Source organism: Cellulomonas pakistanensis (assembly GCF_016862755.1).
Classification (GTDB): domain Bacteria; phylum Actinomycetota; class Actinomycetes; order Actinomycetales; family Cellulomonadaceae; genus Cellulomonas; species Cellulomonas pakistanensis.
In genome coordinates this window covers 24,326-43,630 of sequence record NZ_BONO01000030.1, presented here as the reverse complement: position 1 = coordinate 43,630, position 19,305 = coordinate 24,326, and the positions used below count along the sequence as shown (strand labels likewise).

Sequence of the window (19,305 nt, the reverse complement as noted above, 5' to 3'; positions counted from 1 at the left end):
GCGGGGGTCAGACCGCGACGGGCGCCTTGATCGCCGGGTGGTGCTGGTAGCCCTCGATCGCCACGTCCTCGTACGTGTACTCGAACAGGCTCGGCGCCTTGCGCAGCACGAGCTGCGGCGCCGGGAACGCGTCGCGGGTCAGCTGCTCGCGCACCTGCTCGACGTGGTTGTCGTAGATGTGGCAGTCGCCGCCGGTCCACACGAAGTCGCCGACCTCGAGGTCCACCTGCTGCGCGACCATGTGCGTGAGCAGCGCGTACGACGCGATGTTGAACGGCACGCCGAGGAACAGGTCCGCCGACCGCTGGTAGAGCTGGCAGGACAGTTTCCCGTCCGCCACGTAGAACTGGAAGAACGCGTGGCACGGCGCCAGCGCCATCGACGGGATGTCGGCGACGTTCCACGCCGAGACGATGTGCCGGCGCGAGTCGGGGTCGCGCCGCAGCCCGTCGAGCACCTGCGCCAGCTGGTCGATCGTGCCGCCGTCGGGCGTCGGCCAGGACCGCCATTGGACGCCGTACACCGGGCCGAGGTCGCCGTCCTCGGCGGCCCACTCGTCCCAGATGTGCACGCCCTTCTCCTGCAGCGTGCGGGCGTTGCGCTCGCCGCGCAGGAACCAGAGCAGCTCCTCGGTCAGGCCGCGGACGAACACCCGCTTGGTGGTGACGAGCGGGAACCCCTGCTGCAGGTCGAACCGCATCTGGTGGCCGAACACGCTGCGCGTCCCCGTGCCCGTGCGGTCCGCCTTGGCGGTGCCGGTCTCCAGCACCAGGCGGAGCAGGTCCTCGTAGGGCGTCGCGATGGGGCCGGCGGGCGTCGTCATGGGGCCATCGTAGGGTTCCGCCCGGCCGATTTCGGGGTGCCGGCCGGGGAGGTCCGGGTCGACACTGGCCCCATGACCTCGCCGCTGCCGCCGTACGTCGCCGCCCACACCCCCACCGGCCTGCTGGTCGGCGGCGAGTGGCGGCCCGCCACCGGCGGCGGCACGTTCCCCGTCGCCGACCCGGCGACCACCGACGTGCTGTTCGAGGTGGCGGACGCCACGCCCGAGGACGGCCTCGCGGCGCTCGACGCGGCGCACCGGGCGTTCCCCGCGTGGCGCGAGGTGCCGCCGCGGACGCGCTCCGACGTGCTGCGGGCGGTGTTCGACGCGATGGTCGCCCGCGCCGAGGACCTGGCGGCGCTCGTCACCGCCGAGGGCGGCAAGCCGCTGGCCGAGTCGCGCGCCGAGGTGCAGTACGCGGCCGAGTTCGTGCGCTGGTACTCCGAGCAGGCGGTGCGGCTCGACGGGCTGACCCGGCGGGCGCCGGCGGGGACGCACCACCAGCTCGTGCTGCGCCGGCCGGTCGGCCCCGCCCTGCTCATCACGCCGTGGAACTTCCCCATCGCGATGATCACGCGCAAGGTCGCGCCGGCGCTCGCCGCCGGCTGCTCCGTGGTCATCAAGCCGGCGCAGCTCACCCCGCTGACCACCGCCTACTTCGCCGAGATCGTCCGTGCGGAGCTCGACGCCCGCGACCTGCCGGCCGGGATCGTCAACGTGCTGCCGACGTCGTCGTCCCGCGCGCTGACCGAGCCCGTCATCGCCGACCCGCGGCTGCGCAAGCTGTCGTTCACCGGGTCCACGGAGGTCGGGCGGACGCTGCTCCGGCAGGCGGCCGACGGCGTCCTGCGGACGTCGATGGAGCTCGGCGGCAACGCGCCGTTCCTCGTGTTCGAGGACGCCGACCTGGAGGCCGCCGTCGAGGGCGCGGTCGCCGCCAAGATGCGCAACGCCGGGCAGACCTGCGTCGCCGCGAACCGGTTCCTCGTGCAGGAGTCGGTCGCCCCGGAGTTCGCCGACCGGCTGACCGCCGCGTTCGACCGGCTGGTGATGGGGCCGGGCACCGCGCCGGACGTCGCGGTCGGGCCGCTGATCGAGAAGGCCGCCGTGGACCGGGTGGAGGAGCTGGTCACCGCGGCCGCCGACGACGGGGCGCGGGTCCGGACCGGCGGCGAGCGCCCCGGGCGCCGCGGGTACTTCTACCCGCCGACCGTGCTCGACCGGGTGCCCGAGGACGCCCGCGCCGTGCGGGAGGAGATCTTCGGCCCGGTCGCCCCGGTGGTGACGTTCGGCGACGAGACCGACGCCCTCCGGCTGGCCAACGGGACCGAGTACGGGCTGGTGGCGTACGCGTACACGAGGGACGTCGGCCGGGTCATGCGGCTGGCCGAGGGCGTCGAGGCCGGGATGCTCGGGATCAACCGCGGCATGGTGTCCGACGCGAGCGCGCCCTTCGGCGGCGTGAAGTCGTCGGGCATCGGCCGCGAGGGCGGCGAGGCCGGGATCGAGGAGTACCTGGAGCCGGTGTACGTGGCATTGTGACCGGCATGGACCCCCTGCTCGCCGCCACGTCCGACGTCTCCGTCCGGCCCGCCGTGCCGGGCGACGAGGCGGCCGTCGCGGCCGTGCAGCTCGCGGCGTGGCGCGCGACGCTCGGCGACCTGGTCGGCGAGGAGGTCCTCGACCGCGTGGACCTCGCGCGAGTCACCGACCAGTGGGCCGCCGCGATCGCCGCGCCGCCCGGTCGCGGGTACCGGGTGCTGGTCGCGATGCACGGGCCGCGGCTCGTCGGGTTCGCGTCCGTCGCGCCGGTGACCGCGCCGCCCGGGTCCGGCGACGACACCCCCGGCGGCGAGATCCTCGCGCTGGAGGTCGACCCCGCGGAGCGCCGGCTCGGGCACGGGTCCCGGCTGCTCGCGGCGGTCGTCGACGTGCTGCGGGACGAGGACCGCGCGACCAGCGTCCAGACCTGGGTCGTGGCGGGCGACACCGCGCGCGAGCGGTTCCTCGGGTCCGCCGGGATGGGCGACGTCGGCGCCACGCGGGTCCTCGGCGAGCAGGACGACCCGCGGGAGATCACCGAGCACCTGTGGGGCGCGAGCCTCTGACCTGCGCGCACGCGCGCGACCCGCGCGGGTGACGCGGTCACCCGGACGGCCCCGCGGAGGTGAACGGCGGGCGAACAGCGCGCGGCGCCGCGCGGCGGACCCTCAGGTCCCCGGCCCGCCGGGCGATCGTGCGGGCGTGTCCCCCCAGACCCGCGCGCCCTGGCGGCGCGCCGACCGAGGCCGCGCGCTCGCCGACCTGGTCTCCGCGCCCGTCGTCGTCGCGCCGACCGACTCCTGCGAGTCGGTCGACGTCGGCTTCCGCACCCGCTGGGCCGGCTCGTCGGTGCTGGTCGCGCCGCGCGAGCCCGACGGCCCGTACGGGATGGTGGGCCGCAAGGAGTTCCTGACGACGATGACCGGGCGGTACGGCTTCGGACGGTCGCTGTGGGGGCGGCGACCGGTCGCGGACGTGGCCCGGTGGGACGTGTCGTCGGTCGAGGTCACCGCCTCGCTCACCGACGCCGCCGAGCGGCTGGTCGACGGCGACGGCTACCAGGACATGGTGGTCACCGGCCCGGACGGCGGCCCGGTCGGCATCCTCGACCCGACGACGCTGATGGAGGCGCTGGCCGCCGAGCTCGCGCACGAGGCGTCGCACGACCACCTGACCGGCGTGACGTCGCGGGCGCGGTTCGTCGACGGCCTGCGCGAGCTGTGCGCCGCGGCGCGCGCCGACGGCGGGGCGGTCGTGCTGGCGTTCCTCGACCTCGACCGGCTCAAGGAGGTCAACGACACGCTCGGGCACTCGTTCGGCGACGCCCTGCTGCACTCGGTCGCCACGCGGCTGGCCGCCTCGGCGCAGCCCGGCGACGTGGTCGGGCGGCTCGGCGGGGACGAGTTCGCCCTGGCGCGGCTGCTGCCGCCGCAGAGCCCCGACGACACCTGGCGGGTGCGCGCGCTCGACCTCGGCGAGGCGCTGCGCGCCGCGATCGCCGCGCACGACCCGGGGCTGCCGGTGCCCGCGCACTCGCGCGCGTCCGTCGGCCTCGCGATCGGCGCCGGCGCCCTCCTCGACCACGACCGGCTGCTGCGCGAGGCCGACCTCGCGATGTACGGCGCCAAGAAGGCCGGCGGCGACCGCGTCCGCCTCGCGGGCGCCGACCAGGGCCCGGGCGCCGGCGCCGGACCGGGCGCGGGGCCCGCGGCGCTCGTCGGGCTCGCCGCGCTGCCGGGGCTGGACCTCGCCGCGCTCGAGGTGCACTACCAGCCGATCGCCGGCACCGCCGACGGCTCCGTCCGCGAGGTCGAGGCGCTGCTCCGCTCCCGGGACGACGAGGGCCGGCTCACGGGTCCCGTGGCGCCGCTCGACCGCGCCGCGCGGGCCGGGCTGTCGCTCGAGCTGGACCTGTGGGTGCTCGAGCGCGCGTGCGCCGACCTGGCCGCGTGGCGGTCGGGGCTCGGCGAGGCCGCGCCGGGCGTCGTGAACGTCAATCTCTCCCCCTCCGCGCTCGAGGAGCCGCTGCTCGCCGACCGCGTGCTGCGCGTGCTCGACGCGGCCGGCACGCCGCACGACGCGATCCGCCTGGAGCTGTCCGAGGCCGCGTCCGACGGCCAGGTCGCCGCCGCGGTGCCCGCGCTCGCCGCGCTGCGCGGGGCCGGCGTGCCGATCGCGCTGGACGACCTCGGCGGCGCGATGTCGGGGCTCCGGCACGTCACGCGGCTGCCGGTCGACGTGCTGAAGATCGACCGGTCCGTGGTCGCCGGGATGCTCGACGACCCGCTGGACGCGCTCCTGGTCGAGCTCGTGCACCGGATGGCGGTCGAGCAGGGCATGACCGTGGTCGCCGAGGGCGTCGAGTCCGACGCCCAGCTCGACGCGCTGCGCGCCGCGGGCATCCCGCTGGTCCAGGGGTTCCTGGTGGCCCGGCCGATGCCGGCCGACGCCCTGCGCGCGTACCTGACCCCGGCGGTCTGACCCCCGGGCGTCCCCGTCCTCCCTCGAGTGGACGATCCGGCGGGACACGCCGGGGCGTGTCCGGCCGGATCTTCCACTCGACGAGCCGTGCTGCGGTCAGGCCAGGCCGCGCGGGTCCTCGCCCGCCGGCGCCCGGCCCCGGTGGATGCGCGAGGCGTGCCGCAGCGCCGCGCGGGCCCGCTTGCGGTCGCCGGCCGCGTCGTAGGCGAACGCCAGCCGGTACCAGACGCCCCAGTCGCCGGTCGCCGCGGCCTCGGCCTCGGCGCGCGCCGCCTCGAACTGCACGCCCGCCGCCGCGCGGTCGATCCGGCCGCCCGGGCTCCGGGGCAGGTCGTCGACCGGCAGCTCCCCGCGCGCGGCGAGGGTGTCGGCCATCCGCTGCACGTCGACCGCGAGCAGCCACTCCCGCGCCACCAGGCCGAGCATCAGCAGCGGCAGCAGCGCGAACGCGAGGCCGAGCCCGACCCCGACGGGCTCACCGGTCCGGATCAGCGCGACCGCGCGGCCCGCGACCAGCCACAGGTAGAGCCCGAGCAGCGCGGTGAGCGCCACGGCCGCGACCAGGCCGGTGCGGCGCCGGCCGCCGCCGCGACCCTCGTCCGCCACGCCGGTCAGCCCAGGTCCAGGTAGTGCTCGAGCCCGACGGTCAGCCCGGGGTGCGAGCCGATCTGCCGGACCGCGTGGAGCACGCCGGGCATGAACGACACCCGGTCGAACGAGTCGTGCCGGATGGTCAGCTGCTCCCCCGCGTTGCCCAGCAGGATCTCCTCGTGCGCGACGAGCCCGCGCAGGCGCACCGCGTGCACTCGCACGCCCTCGACGTCCGCGCCCCGGGCGCCGTCCAGCGCCGTCGTGGTCGCGTCCGGCACGGGGCCCAGACCGGCCTCGCGGCGGGCCGCCGCGATCGCCTGCGCCGTGTGCCGGGCGGTGCCCGACGGGGCGTCGGCCTTGTCCGGGTGGTGCAGCTCGACGACCTCGACGGACTCGAACCAGCGGGCCGCCCGCGCGGCGAACGCCATCGCCAGCACGGCGCCGAGCGCGAAGTTCGGGGCGACCAGCACGCCGACGCCGGGCCGGCCGACGAGGTCCGCCTCGACCCGGGCCAGCGACTCCGCGGTCCAGCCGGTGGTGCCCACCACCGCGTGCACGCCCTGCGCGACCAGCGACCGGACGTTGGCCTCCGCGACCGCGGGCACGGTGAAGTCGATCGCCACCTGCGCGCCGGTCGCGCCCACCGCGTCGACGTCGTCGCCGTGCTCGAGGGCGGCCACCAGCTCCAGGTCGGCCGACGCCTCCACGGCGTCCACGACGGTCCGTCCCATGCGGCCGGCCGCGCCGAGCACGGCCACCGGAATCGTTTCGCTCACGGCACGCCACCCTATGCGCTCGCCAGCACGTCCTCCATGCCGCGCACGGCCCGGCGCAGGTCGAGCGCCGGCATCCCGGTGAACCGCTCGACCTCCCGCTGCGGGTAGCCGGCGTCCACGTACGCCCGCAGCACGCGCACGACGCCGACGGCGTCCCCGCGGTCGTCGACGCCGAGCTCGCGCACCGCGCAGGACAGCCGCACCGTCGACAGGAACGCGGCCGGGCTCAGCCCGACGTGCGCGGCGAGCAGCGCGTGCAGGCCCGCGAGGGACCGGTCGACCTCGCGCGCCAGGTCGACGGAGCGGACGAGCCCGCGCTCGGCCTCCGCGTACGCCGCGACCCGGTCGACCGCGTCCCGGTCGGCGGGCGGCACCGGCCGGCGCACAGCGGCGTGCAGCGCGTCCTCCAGCACGGTCGCGCACGCCGCCGCGGCCGCGGCCTCGCCCGACCCCGCGGCACCGTCCCACGCCGCGCGCATCGCGCCGGCGAGCGCGTCCTCGTCGACGCCGAGCCCCTCGCCGAGCGGGCGGTGCCCGTCCACCAGGAAGCCCGCGGGGTGCAGCGCGGACAGCGCCCACGGGGCCAGCCGGACGCCGACCTCCCAGGACTCCGCGCCGGCGGCGGGGAGCACGACGCCGGGCACCACGCGCGGGCCGCGCAGCACGCTGCCGACCGTCTCCGCCTCGCCGGTCAGCGGGTGGACCCACCGCACCGGCGCGCCGAGCCGGACCACGACCGACGGGCGGCCGTCGGGCAGCGCGACCCGCGGCGGCGACCCGAGCGGGGCGCGGGCGACCCAGAGGGCCTCGACCAGGCCCGGGCGCCGCGGGGCGACGACGGTCGAGCGGCGGGCGGACGTGACGGCAGCCATGCCCCCATCATCGTCCCGGCGGACGCGCGGCGGAACTCCGACCTCCGGCCCCGGGACGCCGCGAGCCGGGCCCCTGGGGGACCCGGCTCGACGGACGTGCGCGCGGTGGCGGTGCGGCGCCGTCAGCCCCCGAACGGGCCGACGCGGACCACGGACCGCGGTCGCGACGCGAGGTCGGCGGCCAGCTCCTGCACCTCGCGGGCCGTGACCGCGCGGACGCGGTCGAGCGACTCCTGCGTGGACAGCAGCTCGCCGTGCACCAGCTCGGACTTGCCGAGCCGGCTCATGCGCGACCCGGAGTCCTCCAGGCCGAGCACGAGGCCGCCGGACAGCTGCCCGACCGACCGGCGCAGCTCGGCGTCGGTGATGCCGCCGTCGGCGAGCCGCTCGAGCTCGGCGACCAGGAGCTCGGTGACCTCGTCGATCTTCGCGGGCGCGCAGCCGGCGTAGAGCCCGAAGACCCCGGTGTCGGCGTGGCCGGACGCGAACGAGTACGTCGAGTACGCCAGGCCCCGCTTCTCGCGGATCTCCTGGAACAGCCGCGACGACATGCCGCCGCCCAGCACCGCGTTCAGCACGGACAGCGTGAACCGGCGCGGGTCGGTGGCGGTGAGGCCGGTCCCGCCGACGATCACGTTGCCCTGCTCGGTCGTCCGGTGCACCGTGACCTCGGAGGCCCCGGCCGTCACCGGCAGCGCCTCGGTCGAGCCCCGGCGCGCGGCCGGCGCGGCACCCGCCGCCAGGTCCCAGCCGCCGTCCTGCAGCGCCCGGACGACCTGCGCGGCCAGCGCGTCGTGGTCGACGTTGCCCGCCGCGGTGACGACGAGCGTCTCCGGGCGGTAGTGCTGCCGGTAGTGCTCCCAGACGGCGTCGCGCGGCACGGCCCGGATCGTGTCCGGGGTGCCGCCGATCGGCCGGCCGAGCGGGTGCTCGCCGAGGACGACCGTCGCGAAGCGCTCGTGCACGACGTCGCTCGGGTCGTCGTCGTTCATGGCGAGCTCCTCGAGGATCACGCCGCGCTCGGTCTCGAGCTCGTCGCGGTCCAGGCGGGCCGAGGTGACCATGTCGCTGATGACGTCGACCGCCATCGGCAGGTCCTCGTCGAGCACCCGGGCGTAGTAGCAGGTGTGCTCCTTGCCCGTGGCGGCGTTCGCCTCGCCGCCGACCTCGTCGAACGCCTCGGCGATGTCCATCGCCGTGCGCCGCGCGGTGCCCTTGAACAGCAGGTGCTCGAGGAAGTGCGTCGAGCCGTGGTGCCCGTCGGACTCGTCCCGGGAGCCGACGCCGACCCACGCCCCGACGGACGCGGACCGCACGCCGGGGACGTGCTCGGTGAGCAGGCGGACCCCGCCGGGCAGGACGGAGCGACGGACGGAGCCGTCACCCGCCTGCCCGGCGGTCAGGTCGCTGCCCGGCTGACCGGGCGCGACCAGAGGGAGGTCCAGCGGCACGTCAGGCGTCGGCCGGCTCGGCCGTGGCCGCGGCGTCGCCCTCGGCCGGCTCCTCGACCACCGCGTGCAGCGACAGCTTGCCGCGCGGGTCGATCTCGCCGATCTCGACCTGGACCTTCTGGCCCACGCCGAGGACGTCCTCGACGTTCTCGACCCGCTTGCCGCCGACCAGGCGACGGATCTGCGAGATGTGCAGCAGGCCGTCCTTGCCCGGGGAGAGCGACACGAAGGCGCCGAAGGTGGTCGTCTTGACGACCGTGCCGACGAAGCGCTCGCCGACCTCGGGCATGTGCGGGTTGGCGATCGCGTTGATCGCCGCCCGCGCGGCCTCCGCCGACGGACCGTCGGTGGCGCCGATGTAGACCGTGCCGTCGTCCTCGATCGAGATGTCGGCGCCGGTCTCCTCCTGGATCTGGTTGATCATCTTGCCCTTCGGGCCGATGACCTCGCCGATCTTGTCGGTCGGGACCTTGACGGTGATGACGCGCGGGGCGTTCGGCGACATCTCGTCGGGCGTGTCGATCGCCTCGTTCAGGACGTCGAGGATCGCGAGGCGCGCCTCCTTGGCCTGGGTCAGCGCGTCGGCCAGCACGGAGGCGGGGATGCCGTCGAGCTTGGTGTCGAGCTGGATGGCCGTGACGAACTCGCGCGTGCCGGCGACCTTGAAGTCCATGTCGCCGAACGCGTCCTCGGCGCCCAGGATGTCGGTCAGCGCGGCGTACTTCGTCTCGCCGTCCACCGTGTCGGACACGAGGCCCATGGCGATGCCGGCGACGGGGGCGCGCAGCGGCACGCCCGCGTTCAGCAGCGACAGGGTCGACGCGCAGACGGAGCCCATCGAGGTCGAGCCGTTGGAGCCGAGCGCCTCGGACACCTGGCGGATCGCGTAGGGGAACTCCTCGCGGCTCGGCAGCACCGGCATGAGCGCGCGCTCGGCGAGGGCGCCGTGGCCGATCTCGCGCCGCTTCGGCGAGCCCACGCGGCCGGTCTCGCCGGTCGAGTAGGGCGGGAAGTTGTAGTTGTGCATGTAGCGCTTGCGCGTCTCGGGCGACAGCGTGTCGAGCTGCTGCTCCATGCGGAGCATGTTCAGCGTGGTGACACCCATGATCTGGGTCTCGCCGCGCTCGAACAGCGCCGAGCCGTGCACGCGGGGCAGGACCTCGACCTCGGCGGACAGCGTGCGGATGTCCCGCAGGCCGCGGCCGTCGATGCGGAAGCCGTCGGTGAGGATGCGCTGGCGGATGACCTTCTTGGTCACCGCGCGCACCGCGGCGGACAGCTCCTTCTCGCGGCCCTCGAACGACGCGCCGAGCTGCTCGAGCGTCTCGGCCTTGATCTCGTCCAGGCGGTTCTCGCGGGTCTGCTTGTCCGCGATCTGCATGGCCTCGAGGATCGCGGCGTGCGCGGCGCCCTCGACGGCCTCGTACGCGTCCGGCTGGTAGTCCGGGAACGTCGGGAAGTCGCGGGTCTCCTTGGCGGCCTGCGCGGCGAGCTGCTGCTGCGCCTCGACCAGGGCCTTGATGAACGGCTTGGACGCCTCCAGGCCCTCGGCCACGACGGCCTCGGTCGGGGCGGTGCCGCCCTCGTCCTTGATGAGGTTCCAGGACTTCTCGGGCGCCTCGGCCTCGATCATGGCGATCGCGACGTCGTCACCGACGACGCGGCCGGCCACGACGATCTCGAACGTCGCGCGCTCGCGCTCGGTGTACCGCGGGAACGCGACCCACTGGCCGTCGATCAGCGCGATGCGCACGGCGCCGACCGGGCCGGAGAACGGCAGGCCGGAGATCTGGGTGGAGATGGACGCGGCGTTGATCGCCAGGACGTCGTACGCGTCGTCCGGGTGGATCGCCAGCACGGTGACGACGACCTGGACCTCGTTGCGCAGGCCCTTGACGAACAGGGGGCGCAGCGGGCGGTCGATCAGGCGGCAGGCCAGGATCGCCTCGGTGGACGGGCGGCCCTCGCGGCGGAAGAACGAGCCGGGGATCTTGCCCGCGGCGTACTGCCGCTCCTCGACGTCCACCGTCAGCGGGAAGAAGTCGAACTGGTCCTTGGGGTGCTTGCCGGCCGTCGTGGCGGACAGCAGGGCCGTCTCGCCGTCGAGGTAGGCCATCGCGGAGCCGGCGGCCTGCTTGGCGAGGCGGCCGGTCTCGAAGCGGACGGTGCGGGTGCCGAAGCGACCGTTGTCGATCACGGCCTCGGCGAACTGGATCTCGGGACCCTCCACGGGTGCCCTCCTTCGTGTCGAAGGCGCCGGCCCGGTCACGGCGGTCTTCGATCGAGGCACCCGGACACGGGAGTTCCGGGGACCACTACCGAGGACCGGACGCGTCGACCGGCGCGCGTGGGTGCTGGCGTGCGCGTCGGGCCCGGACCCCGGGCCCGACGCAGGACCAGCCCGGACCCCGATCGGGGTCCGGGCCGGTCACGCGGTCATCGGCGCAGGCCGAGCCGCTGGATCAGGCTGCGGTAGCGGTCGATGTCGACCTTCTGCAGGTAGGCCTGGAGGCGGCGACGCTGGCCGACCAGCAGCAGCAGCCCGCGGCGGCTGTGGTGGTCGTGCTTGTGCGTCTTGAGGTGCTCGTTCAGGTCGTTGATGCGCTGCGTCAGCATCGCGATCTGGACCTCCGGCGAGCCGGTGTCACCCTCGTGGGTGGCGTACTCGGCCATGATGGACTTCTTGGTGGCGCTGTCGAGGGGCACGACTCTCCTGGATTGTCTCGTTGCGCGGTGCTCCGGGGCAGGTCCACCCGGGCGCTCTCGGTCCGCGGCCGTTCTGACGGCTGTGCGAGTCTACCAGGTGCGGCACGTCAGCCGGCGGCGCCGGCGAGGACCTCGCGCACCCCGGCGACGTCCTGGTGCATGCGCTCGACCAGCTCGTCCACCGAGTCGAACCGCAGCGTCGGGCGCAGCCGCTCGACGAACTCGAGCACGACCTCCTCGCCGTACAGGTCGAGGTCCGTGCGGTCGAGCACGTACGCCTCGACCCGGCGCTGCAGGCCGGCGAACGTCGGGTTGGTGCCGACGGACACCGCGGCCGGCAGCACCGCGTCGGGCGACCCGGCGGGTACGCCAGGGCGGCGGAGCCAGCCCGCGTACACGCCGTCGGCCGGGACCATGCCGGTGGCGTCCTGCGACAGGTTGGCCGTCGGGAAGCCGAGGTCCCGGCCGCGCTTGTCGCCGTGCACCACGGTGCCCCGCATCCGGTGCGGGCGGCCGAGCACGCGCGCGGCCTGGCGGACGTCGCCCGCGACCAGCAGCTCGCGGACCCAGGTGGACGACCAGCGGCGGCGCAGGGGGTCGGCGAGGGCGGACGCGGGGTCGGCCGGCGCGTCCGGCGCCGCCGCGGCGTCGGCCGGGTCCGGCGCGACGTCCTCGATCACCTCGACCGCGAACCCGAACCGCTCCCCCAGCTCGACCATGGTGGACAGGTCGCCGGCGTTCCCGCGGCCGAACCGCACGTCCCGGCCGACGACGACGGTCCGCGCGCGCAGCCCCTCCACGAGGTGCGTCCGCACGAACTCCTCGGCGGTCTGCTGCGCGAAGTCGAGCGTGTAGGTGAGCAGCAGCACCGCGTCGAGCCCGGTCTGCTCCAGCAGCTCGAGCCGGTCGGCGTCGCCGGTCAGCAGCGGCGGGGCGGTCTCCGGGCGGTGCACCTGCTGCGGGTGCGGCGTGAACGTCACGGCCACGGACCGGGCGCCCACCGCGCGGGCGTCGGCGACCATCCGGGTCAGCACCCCGACGTGCCCGCGGTGCACCCCGTCGAAGTTCCCCACCGTCACCACCGACGGCCCGAAGTCCGCGGGGACCTGCGCGAGGTCCGTCCAGCGCTGCACCAGGTCTCCCGTCGGTCGGCGCCTCGCGGCGCGGTCGGCGCCGGCGGGGTCGCGGCGCGGGGACAAGCCTGCCACGGCGCGCGGGGTGCCTCGCGCGCCGCACGCCGGCGCCGCCGTCAGGACGCCGCGGCGAACACCAGGACCGGGCGCGCGTGCGGCCCCCGGTCCTCGAGCAGGGCCGCCAGCTCGCCCTCCGGGGTGAGCGCGGCGACCGTCACGCCGGCACCCGAGCCGGTCGCGGAGATCCGCTGCCCGTAGGACAGCGCCCGGGCCTCCGCCTCGGTGAGCTCGCGCACGGCGAACGTCGCCCGCGCGGCGTCCGCCAGGGGCAGCGTGTCGAGCGGGACGTCCGCGGGCCACGCCTCCAGGTCGTCCAGCGCCCGCGCGCCGTCGATCCCGTAGCCGCCCACCCGGGTGCGGCGCAGCGCCGTGAGATGCCCGCCGACCCCGAGCGCCCGCCCGAGGTCCCGCGCCAGCGCCCGGATGTACGTGCCCGACGAGCACACGACCGTGACGTCGACGTCCAGCGCGGGGACGCCGTCGGCGTCCGGCACCGGACGCACCGCGTGCACGTCGAACCGGGAGATCGTCACGGGCCGGGCCGCGAGCTCCACGTCCTCCCCCGCCCGGACCCGGGCGTACGCACGCTGCCCGTCGACCTTGATCGCGCTGACGGCGCTGGGCACCTGCTGGATCGGCCCGGTGAGCGCCGCGACCCCGGCGTCCAGCGCGGCGCGGGCGACCCCGGACGCGTCGGCGCGGCCGACGGGCTCGCCCTCGGCGTCGTCGGTCGTGGTCGACACGCCGAGCCGGATCGTCGCGGTGTACTCCTTGTCGGCCCCGACGACGTACGTGAGCAGGCGGGTCGCCCGCCCGACGCCCAGCACGAGCACGCCGGTCGCCATCGGGTCGAGCGTGCCGGCGTGGCCGACCTTGCGGGTGCCCGCCAGGCCGCGCGCCTTCGCGACGACGTCGTGGCTGGTCCAGCCCTGCGGCTTGTCGACGACGAGCAGGCCGTCGGGGGCGGTCGGGCGGCGCGGGCGGTCGGGCCGGCGCGGGTCGCGCGCGGGGCTCACGCGGTCGCCCCGGCGGCGGTGCCGGGGCCGGCGGTCGCGGCGGTGCCGGTGCCGGCGGTCGCGGCAGTGCCGGCCGCGACCACCTCGGGCGCGAAGCAGCGCAGCAGCGCGTCGAAGGCCGGGTCCTCGCCGGCGTGGGCGAAGCCGTCGGAGCTGAGCAGCACGTTGATCAGCATGCCGTCGGCCACGAACCGCCGCGCGGTCTCGTCGCCGTCCGGGTCGTCCGGCTCGACGCGCGCGCGGAACAGCCGGAACACCTCGCCGAGCGTGTGCCGCGCGAGCGCGGTGACCTCCGGGTCGCCCGCGGTGAAACCGTGCATGAGCACCCGGAGCAGGTCGCGGTCGGCCATGAGCTCGACGTAGGCGCGCCCCGTGCGCTCGACCGCGCCCGGCCCGGGCTCGACCGCGGACATCGCCGCGAGCACCCGCTCCGTCGCGTGCCGGTAGGCCTCCAGGAACAGCCGCTGCTTGGACCCGAACAGGCGCACCACGTAGGGCTGCGACACCCCGGCCGCGCGGGCGACCTGGTCGGTCGTGGTGCCCGCGTAACCACCCTCGGCGAGCACCTCGACGGCGGCCGCGAGGATCTGCTCGCGCCGCTGGTCCCCCGACATGCGGGGTGCGCGAGGGGCGGGCCGGGCGGCGTCGGCGAGATCCATGGTTGACATGTTATCAGTCGATTACTAGCGTCCGTCGGGTCGAAGTAATCAGCCGCTGCTTACAGGAGTCCCGATGTCGACGCAGACCCGCACCCCCGCCCCGGGCGCCGGTGGCGCCCCCGCCGGAGCCGCGCCCTCCGCGGCTCCCCCGGACGTGCCGCGCCCGGCGTCCCGCGCCGTCCCGGTGGCGGTCGCCCTGGTCGCCGCCTCGCTGCCGATGTTCATGGCGACCCTCGACAACCTGGTCGTCACCAGCGCGCTGCCGGTCCTGCAGGCCGAGCTCGGCGCCTCGCTCACCGACCTGCAGTGGGTGGTGAACGCGTACACGCTCGCGTTCGCCACCCTGATGATCGCGGCGGCCACGCTCGGCGACCGCTGGGGCCGCCGGCGCACGTTCCTCGGCGGGATCGCTGTGTTCACGCTCGGCTCGATCGCGGCGGCGCTGGCCGGGACGCCCGGCGCGCTGATCGCCGCCCGCGCGCTGCAGGGCGTCGGCGCGGCGGCCGTCATGCCCCTGTCGCTCACCCTGCTCGCCGCCGCCGTCCCCGCGTCCCGCCGGGCGATGGCCATCGGCATCTGGGGCGGCGTCTCCGGCCTCGGCGTCGCGCTCGGGCCCGTCGTCGGCGGCGCGGTCGTCGAGGGCATCTCCTGGCAGGCGATGTTCTGGATCAACGTGCCCGTGGCGCTCGTCGCGGTGCCGCTCGTGCTGCGCTCGCTGCCCGAGCAGCGCGGCCGCGCGCAGCGGCTCGACCTGCTCGGGCTCGTGCTCGCCGCCGCCGGCGTGCTCGGGGTCGTCTGGGGCGTGGTGCACGGCAACGAGGACGGCTGGACCTCGGCCGGCGTGCTCGGCCCGATCGTCGGCGGCGTCCTCGCGCTCGCGCTGTTCCTGGCGCACGAGGCGCGCACCCCGCACGCGCTCGTCCCCCTGCGGCTGTTCCGCTCCCGCAGCTTCTCCGTCGCGAACGCCTCCGGCTTCGCGTTCTCCCTCGGCGCGTTCGGCGCGGTGTTCCTGCTGGCGCAGTACCTGCAGATCGTCCAGGGCTACTCCCCCCTCGAGGCCGGGCTCCGGACGCTGCCGTGGACCGCGGCCCCCATGGTGGTCGCGCCGCTCGCCGGGATGCTCGCGCCGCGGGTCGGCGTGCGGGTGCTGCTCACCGGCGGCCTCGCGGCGCAGGCGGCCGGCCTCGCCTGGCTGGCGTTCGCCGCGTCCGACGGCGGCTACGCCGCGCTGGTGCCGGGCCTGGTGCTCGCCGGGATCGGGATGGGCCTGACGTTCGCGCCCAGCGCGACCGCGGTGCTCGCCGGCATGGCGCCCGACGACCACGGCACCGCGTCGTCGACCAACGCGACCCTGCGGGAGGTCGGCGTGGCGCTCGGCGTCGCGGTGCTGACCGCGGTGTTCACCGCCGCCGGCGGCACGATCGCCCCGGACGGGTTCGAGGCGGGCCTGCGCCCGGCGGTCCTCACCGGGGCGGCGGTCATCGCGCTGGCGGCGGTCGCGTCGCTGGCGATGCCGCGCGGAACGGGCCGCGGCGAGGGCTGAGCCCGGCGGCCGGGCGCGGCCCGGGTGCCGCGGCGAGGGCTGAGCCCGGCGGCCGGGCGCGGCCCGGGTGCCGCGGCGAGGCCGAGGTCGTCACAACGGCACGAGATCGTCACCCAGGAGTGACGACCTCGTGCCGTTGTGACGACCTCACGGCCGGCGCCGGTGCGCGCTCAGCGCGCGGCGTCCGGCTCGCCGTCCTCGTCCTCGTCCGCCGGCTTGCGGTACGGGTCGGCCTCCCCGGCGTACTGCGCGCCGGTGGCCAGCGCCGACACCTCGGCGTCGCGGCGCGCGGCCTCGAGCAGGGCCGCGTCCAGGTGGGCCGCGGTCTCGGGGACCGCGTCCAGGTGGAACTCCAGCGTCGGGGTGAGCCGGACGCCTGTCTGCTTGCCGACCTCGGAGCGGATCAGGCCCTTCGCGCTCTCGAGCGCCTGGGCCGTGCCCGTCCGGGCCTCCTCGTCGCCGAGCACCGTGTAGAACACGCTCGCGTGCTGCAGGTCACCGGTCACGCGGACGTCGGTGACGGTCACGAAGCCCAGCCGCGGGTCCTTGATCCGGGTGTCGAGCATCTGCGCGACGACCTGCTGGATGCGGTCCGCGAGCTTGCGGGCCCGGGGGTGGTCCACCATGTCGATCTCCTCTCAGCGCCCGCGTCGGCGGGCGGACGAACGGCCGCGGGCCTGCCCCCACGCTCGGCGCGTGGGGGCAGACCCGCAAGTAGGACCGGTCAGGAGCGCGGCTTCTCGCGCATCTCCCAGGTCTCGATGACGTCGCCCACCGTGATGTCGTTGTACGACCCGAGGCCGATACCGCACTCGAAGCCCTCGCGGACCTCGGTGGCGTCGTCCTTGAACCGCTTGAGCGACTCGACGGTGAGGTTGTCCCCGATGACCGCGCCGTTCCGGAGCACCCGCGCCTTGGTGTTGCGACGGATCTCCCCGGACCGGACGATCGAGCCGGCGATGTTGCCGAACTTGGAGGAGCGGAACACCTCGCGCACCTCGGCGGAACCGAGCTGCACCTCCTCGTACTCCGGCTTGAGCATGCCCTTGAGGGCCGCCTCGACGTCGTCGATCGCCTGGTAGATGACCGAGTAGAACCGGACGTCCACGCCCTCGCGCTCGGCGAGGTCCTCCACCCGCTCCGCGTACTTGACGTTGAAGCCGATGATGATGGCGTTGTCGACCGTGGCGAGGTTGACGTCGTTCTGCGTGATCGCACCGACGCCGCGGTGGATGACCCGCAGGTCGACCTCGTCGCCCACGTCGATCTTGAGCAGCGCGTCCTCCAGCGCCTCGACGGCACCGGACACGTCGCCCTTGAGGACCAGGTTGAGGGTCTCGACCTTGCCCTGCTGCAGCGCCTGCGTGAAGTCCTCGAGGCTGATGCGCTTGCGGCGCTTGGCCAGGAGGGCGGCGCGCTCGGCGGCCTCGCGCTTCTCGGCGATCTGCCGGGCGGTGCGCTCGTCCGGCGCCACCAGGAAGGTGTCGCCGGCGCTCGGCACCGACGCCAGGCCGAGGACCAGCACCGGACGGGCCGGGCCCGCCTCGGTGACGTTCTCGCCGTGCTCGTCGAACATCGCCCGGACGCGGCCGTGGGCCGTGCCCGCGACGATCGCGTCGCCGACGCGCAGCGTGCCGGACTGGACCAGGACGGTCGCGACGGCGCCGCGGCCCTTGTCCAGGTTCGCCTCGATGGCGACACCGCGGGCGTCCTTGTCGGGGTTGGCCCGCAGGTCGAGCGCGGCGTCCGCGGTCAGCAGCACGGCCTCGAGCAGGCTGTCGATGCCCATCCGCTGCTTGGCGGACACGTCGACGAACATGGTGTCGCCGCCGTACTCCTCGGCCACCAGGTTGTACTCGGTGAGCTGCTGGCGGATCTTGGCGGGGTTCGACCCCTCCTTGTCCACCTTGTTGACCGCGACCACGATCGGCACGCCGGCCGCCTGGGCGTGGTTGAGCGCCTCGATGGTCTGCGGCATCACGCCGTCGTCCGCCGCGACCACGAGGATCGCGATGTCCGTCACCTGCGCACCACGGGCACGCATGGCGGTGAACGCCTCGTGACCCGGGGTGTCGATGAACGTGATGGCCCGGTCCTGGCCCTCGTGCTCGGTGCGGACCTGGTAGGCGCCGATGTGCTGGGTGATGCCGCCGGCCTCGCCCGCGACGACGTCCGTGGACCGGATGGCGTCGAGGAGCTTGGTCTTTCCGTGGTCGACGTGACCCATGACCGTGACGACCGGCGGGCGCGGGAACAGGTCCTCGTCGGACTCGCCCTCGAGCTCGGCGTCCAGGTCGATGTCGAAGGCCCCGAGCAGCTCGCGGTCCTCCTCCTCCGCCGAGACCATCTCGACGACGTAGCCCAGCTCCTGGGCCAGCGTGCCGAAGGTGTCCTCGTCGAGGGACTGGGTCGCGGTCGCCATCTCACCGAGGTGGAACAGCACCGTGACCAGCGAGGCCGGGTTGGCGTCGATCTTGTCGGCGAAGTCGTTCAGCGACGAGCCGTGGCGCAGGCGGATGACGGTCGAGCCGTTCCCGCGGGGCACCTGCACGCCGCCGAGCGACGGCGCCTGCATCTGCTCGAACTCCTGGCGCTTCGCGCGCTTCGACTTCCGCCCGCGGACCGGACGACCGCCGGCGCGACCGAACGCGCCCTGGGTCGAGCCACGGCCACCGGCACCGGGACGGCCACCGCCGCCACCCGGACGGCCGGCGAAGCCGCCGCCACCACCGGGACGACCGGCGCCACCGCCGCCGTAGCCGCCGCCACCACCGGGACGGCCACCGCCGCCGGGACGCGCCGGGCGCTCGCCCGGACGGCCGACGCCGCTCGCGGAGCGGCCCGGCATCATGCCCGGGTTGGGGCGGGGACCGCCGGGACGCGGCGCAGCGGGACGCGGCCCGCCCGGACGCTCACCGGCACCCGCGCCGGCCTGCGCTGCCGGGGCCTCGGAGCGGCGCTCGCCCGGACGGGGCATGCCCTGCGAGGGCGCGAACGGGTTGTTGCCCGGGCGCGGGCCACCGGGGCGCGGCCCGCCGGAGCGGGGCATGCCCTGGGAGGGCGCGAACGGGTTGTTGCCCGGGCGGGGACCGCCGGGACGGGGGGCACCACCGGGGCGCGGGCCGCGGTCGCCGCCGCGCTCGCCGCCCTGGCCCTCGGAGGAGCGCGCCGGCTGGGCCGGGCGCGGCGCCGGGGCGGCCGGACGGGCCGGACCGGGGCGCGCGGCCGGGGCCGACGGCGCGGACGCACGCGGCGCCGGGGCCGCGGGGGCGGCCGCGGCCGGGGCCGACGGAGCGGCGGCGGCGGCCGGGCGCGCCGCGGGGGCGGGCGCCGGGGCAGCAGGACGCGCGGCCGGGGCCGGGGCGGCCGGGGCGGCGGCCGGGGCCGACGGCGCGGCGGGGGCCGCCGACGGCGCCGGCGTCGCGGCCGGGGCGTTGGCGGGCCGGCTCGCGGCGGGCTTCGCGCCGCCACCGGCGGGGTAGGTGTCCCGCAGCTTGCGGACCACCGGGGGCTCGATCGTCGAGGACGCCGAGCGCACGAACTCACCGAGCTCGTTCAGCTTGGTCATGAGGGACTTGCTGTCGACTCCGAGCTCCTTGGCGAGCTCGTAGACGCGGACCTTGGCCACATCTCTCCCTGTCTCGGTCCGCCC

The 19,305-nt window shown here is 75.9% G+C and carries 16 protein-coding genes; 4 read left to right on the top strand and 12 right to left on the bottom strand.

Annotated elements, in window-relative coordinates:
- Positions 1–7: 7 nt before the first annotated feature.
- A complete protein-coding gene (locus tag Cpa01nite_RS16495; RefSeq protein WP_203669951.1) occupies positions 8–823 on the bottom strand; it encodes a thymidylate synthase in 816 nt (271 codons plus the stop codon).
- A 72-nt stretch (positions 824–895) separates the two neighbouring features.
- Here Cpa01nite_RS16495 and Cpa01nite_RS16490 point away from each other — a divergent pair, with 72 nt between their 5' ends.
- The 3 genes from Cpa01nite_RS16490 (at position 896) to Cpa01nite_RS16480 (ending at position 4,846) form a co-directional block, all read left to right on the top strand.
- Positions 896–2,365 (top strand): NAD-dependent succinate-semialdehyde dehydrogenase, encoded by a 1,470-nt coding sequence (locus Cpa01nite_RS16490; RefSeq protein WP_203669950.1) that lies wholly within the window; start codon positions 896–898, stop codon positions 2,363–2,365.
- Positions 2,366–2,370: 5 nt separating this feature from the next.
- Positions 2,371–2,931 (top strand): GNAT family N-acetyltransferase, encoded by a 561-nt coding sequence (locus tag Cpa01nite_RS16485; RefSeq protein WP_203669949.1) that lies wholly within the window; start codon positions 2,371–2,373, stop codon positions 2,929–2,931.
- Positions 2,932–3,067: 136 nt separating this feature from the next.
- Positions 3,068–4,846 carry an EAL domain-containing protein gene (locus Cpa01nite_RS16480; protein ID WP_203669946.1) on the top strand — a complete coding sequence of 593 codons (1,779 nt, stop codon included), beginning with the start codon at positions 3,068–3,070 and terminating at the stop codon, positions 4,844–4,846.
- Between the two features lie 96 nt (positions 4,847–4,942).
- Here Cpa01nite_RS16480 and Cpa01nite_RS16475 read toward each other — a convergent pair whose 3' ends face one another.
- From Cpa01nite_RS16475 to Cpa01nite_RS16435, 9 genes are all read right to left on the bottom strand, one after another.
- Positions 4,943–5,452 (bottom strand): hypothetical protein, encoded by a 510-nt coding sequence (locus Cpa01nite_RS16475; RefSeq protein ID WP_203669944.1) that lies wholly within the window; start codon positions 5,450–5,452, stop codon positions 4,943–4,945.
- A gap of 5 nt (positions 5,453–5,457) precedes the next feature.
- Entirely contained in the window at positions 5,458–6,213 is a 756-nt protein-coding gene (gene dapB, locus Cpa01nite_RS16470; RefSeq protein WP_203669942.1) for a 4-hydroxy-tetrahydrodipicolinate reductase, read from the bottom strand.
- Between the two features lie 11 nt (positions 6,214–6,224).
- The gene (locus tag Cpa01nite_RS16465; RefSeq protein WP_203669940.1) at positions 6,225–7,085 is read right to left on the bottom strand and encodes a hypothetical protein; all 861 of its coding nucleotides are present in this window, start codon (positions 7,083–7,085) and stop codon (positions 6,225–6,227) included.
- A 122-nt stretch (positions 7,086–7,207) separates the two neighbouring features.
- A complete protein-coding gene (locus Cpa01nite_RS16460; RefSeq protein ID WP_203669938.1) occupies positions 7,208–8,536 on the bottom strand; it encodes a M16 family metallopeptidase in 1,329 nt (442 codons plus the stop codon).
- 1 nt (position 8,537) lies between these two features.
- Positions 8,538–10,766, bottom strand: coding sequence for a polyribonucleotide nucleotidyltransferase (locus tag Cpa01nite_RS16455; protein WP_203669936.1), 2,229 nt, complete (start codon positions 10,764–10,766; stop codon positions 8,538–8,540).
- 206 nt (positions 10,767–10,972) lie between these two features.
- The gene (gene rpsO / locus Cpa01nite_RS16450; protein ID WP_166939714.1) at positions 10,973–11,242 is read right to left on the bottom strand and encodes a 30S ribosomal protein S15; all 270 of its coding nucleotides are present in this window, start codon (positions 11,240–11,242) and stop codon (positions 10,973–10,975) included.
- 107 nt (positions 11,243–11,349) lie between these two features.
- Positions 11,350–12,375, bottom strand: coding sequence for a bifunctional riboflavin kinase/FAD synthetase (locus Cpa01nite_RS16445; RefSeq protein ID WP_203669934.1), 1,026 nt, complete (start codon positions 12,373–12,375; stop codon positions 11,350–11,352).
- A 116-nt stretch (positions 12,376–12,491) separates the two neighbouring features.
- The gene (truB, locus tag Cpa01nite_RS16440) at positions 12,492–13,451 is read right to left on the bottom strand and encodes a tRNA pseudouridine(55) synthase TruB (protein WP_203669932.1); all 960 of its coding nucleotides are present in this window, start codon (positions 13,449–13,451) and stop codon (positions 12,492–12,494) included.
- On the bottom strand, positions 13,448–14,110 hold the full coding sequence (locus tag Cpa01nite_RS16435) for a TetR/AcrR family transcriptional regulator (protein WP_239068861.1): 663 nt from the start codon (positions 14,108–14,110) through the stop codon (positions 13,448–13,450). The genes truB and Cpa01nite_RS16435 overlap by 4 nt, the downstream gene beginning before the upstream one ends.
- Before the next feature lie 73 nt (positions 14,111–14,183).
- Between Cpa01nite_RS16435 and Cpa01nite_RS16430 the strand changes: the two genes are divergently transcribed.
- Entirely contained in the window at positions 14,184–15,653 is a 1,470-nt protein-coding gene (locus Cpa01nite_RS16430) for a DHA2 family efflux MFS transporter permease subunit (protein WP_203669929.1), read from the top strand.
- A 170-nt stretch (positions 15,654–15,823) separates the two neighbouring features.
- Here Cpa01nite_RS16430 and rbfA read toward each other — a convergent pair whose 3' ends face one another.
- Together rbfA and infB are read right to left on the bottom strand one after the other, a co-directional pair.
- Positions 15,824–16,279 carry a 30S ribosome-binding factor RbfA gene (gene rbfA / locus Cpa01nite_RS16425; RefSeq protein WP_203669926.1) on the bottom strand — a complete coding sequence of 152 codons (456 nt, stop codon included), beginning with the start codon at positions 16,277–16,279 and terminating at the stop codon, positions 15,824–15,826.
- 98 nt (positions 16,280–16,377) lie between these two features.
- On the bottom strand, positions 16,378–19,281 hold the full coding sequence (infB, locus tag Cpa01nite_RS16420) for a translation initiation factor IF-2 (protein WP_203669925.1): 2,904 nt from the start codon (positions 19,279–19,281) through the stop codon (positions 16,378–16,380).
- Positions 19,282–19,305: the final 24 nt, after the last annotated feature.

Bases quoted from the DNA above. Each gene is read 5' to 3' on its own strand.
- Cpa01nite_RS16485 (WP_203669949.1), top strand. From the start codon at position 2,371: ATGGACCCCCTGCTCGCCGCCACGTCCGACGTCTCCGTCCGGCCCGCC.
- Cpa01nite_RS16430 (WP_203669929.1), top strand. From the start codon at position 14,184: ATGTCGACGCAGACCCGCACCCCCGCCCCGGGCGCCGGTGGCGCCCCC.
- Cpa01nite_RS16465 (WP_203669940.1), bottom strand. From the start codon at position 7,085: ATGGCTGCCGTCACGTCCGCCCGCCGCTCGACCGTCGTCGCCCCGCGG.
- Cpa01nite_RS16490 (WP_203669950.1), top strand. From the start codon at position 896: ATGACCTCGCCGCTGCCGCCGTACGTCGCCGCCCACACCCCCACCGGC.
- Cpa01nite_RS16435 (WP_239068861.1), bottom strand. From the start codon at position 14,110: ATGGATCTCGCCGACGCCGCCCGGCCCGCCCCTCGCGCACCCCGCATG.
- rbfA (WP_203669926.1), bottom strand. From the start codon at position 16,279: ATGGTGGACCACCCCCGGGCCCGCAAGCTCGCGGACCGCATCCAGCAG.
- Cpa01nite_RS16495 (WP_203669951.1), bottom strand. From the start codon at position 823: ATGACGACGCCCGCCGGCCCCATCGCGACGCCCTACGAGGACCTGCTC.